The organism is Bartonella sp. AP30XZML (assembly GCF_042195945.1).
Taxonomy (GTDB): Bacteria; Pseudomonadota; Alphaproteobacteria; order Rhizobiales; family Rhizobiaceae; genus Bartonella.
The window spans coordinates 1-1,383 of record NZ_JBHIPJ010000015.1; the positions used below are offsets into that span (position 1 = coordinate 1).

General features: G+C 43.3%; 3 protein-coding genes. All 3 read left to right on the forward strand.

Translation table 11 applies throughout. The annotated features are described in order from the left end of the window. Window positions 1-134: phage tail protein (locus ACFIL2_RS00420; protein ID WP_375681666.1), on the forward strand; the 134-nt coding region annotated here is incomplete at its 5' end. Next, the gene (locus ACFIL2_RS00425) at window positions 131-355 is read left to right on the forward strand and encodes a tail protein X (RefSeq protein WP_375676722.1); all 225 of its coding nucleotides are present in this window, start codon (window positions 131-133) and stop codon (window positions 353-355) included. The genes ACFIL2_RS00420 and ACFIL2_RS00425, both read left to right, overlap by 4 nt. Next, a partial coding sequence (locus ACFIL2_RS00430; RefSeq protein WP_375680286.1) for a phage late control D family protein occupies window positions 352-1,383 on the forward strand: 1,032 nt, incomplete at its 3' end. The genes ACFIL2_RS00425 and ACFIL2_RS00430, both read left to right, overlap by 4 nt.

Below are 1,383 nucleotides of genomic sequence, written 5' to 3' on the forward strand. Positions count from 1 at the left end.
CTGGTCAAGGCAAAATCTTAGGTAAGTTTGTCATTCTTTCTGTAGAGGAAAAGCAAAGCATTTTTCATCATAACGGCACCCAAAAAAAACAAGAATTTACAATAAAGTTAAGAGAATATGGTGAAGAGCTATGAGTGATCTTTACGTAACAAAAGATGGCGATATGGTTGATGCCATTTGCTGGAGATACTATGCAAAGGGTCAACAAGCCCTTGCTGTTGAACGCGTTTATGCAGCGAATTTTGGTCTTGCAGACTATGGACCCATTTTAAAAGCAGGCATCACGATACTCTTACCAACCCTCCCCTATCCGAAAGCCACACCAGTGATCAGAATTTGGGGTAGCAAATCATGAAACCTTTTTGCATGGTTCTGGCAAATGGAGAAGACATCACAAAAACTCTTATGGATTATGTTTTGTCGATTGAAATTACCGATGAAGCAGAAAACAAAAGTGATCGTATCACTATAGAGCTTGATGACCGTGCGCGTGACAGTGATAACGGCTTTCTTGATATTCCTCTTATCGGGACAGTTATTTCCATAACACTTGGCTATGAAGGCGGGAAAAACCGCGATATGGGAGCCTATCTGATAGACGAAATTTCTGTAAGCAGCCCACCGCAAAGCTTAAGTGTTACAGGACGCGCCGCATCAATGAACACATCTTACAGAACCCCCAAAAGCCAATCCTATCACCAACAAACCCTTGGCAGTATTGTTCAAGAGATAGCACAGCGCAATGGCTATACACCAAAAGTTGATCCTTCTCTTGCAAAAATCGTTGTGCGTCACATTGACCAAACAGCTGAAAGCGATATGGCTTTTGCTACGCGCCTTGCAGAAGAGTATGATGCGGTAGCAAAACCCGTTGATGGCAAGCTTGTTTTGGCTAAACGGGGGGAAGGTAAAGCCATCACCGGTGAAACACTCCCTATTGTTGTTATTCATGAGAAACATTGTACCTCTTGGGATTTTAAATACAGCGCACGAGATGAAGCAGGTGCAGCCAATGGCTTAGAAACAGATGTGGGGGACGACCAAAAAGCCGCGGCTGATGCACGAGAACCAGAAGAGATTGAGGAAGGTGAAGATGTTATCCATATGGATGACAATGACGCCCCCAATTTGCCTAAAGCAGAGACGGAAGCCAAAACACCTGAAAATCAAGAGCAAGAAGAAGAGAAAAAAGGCGGTGTTATTGCAAACTATCACGATATTCGCACTGGTGAAAAAAAAGAAGTCAAGGTTGGTAAAGAGCCTTTTCATGAACTCAAATACACCTACCACAATCAATCAGAAGCTGTTGCGGCCATTGCTGCTTATCGCAATAAATCATCACGCGGTAAGTCTTCTTTCTCATGTGATATCGGTGGTGATCCG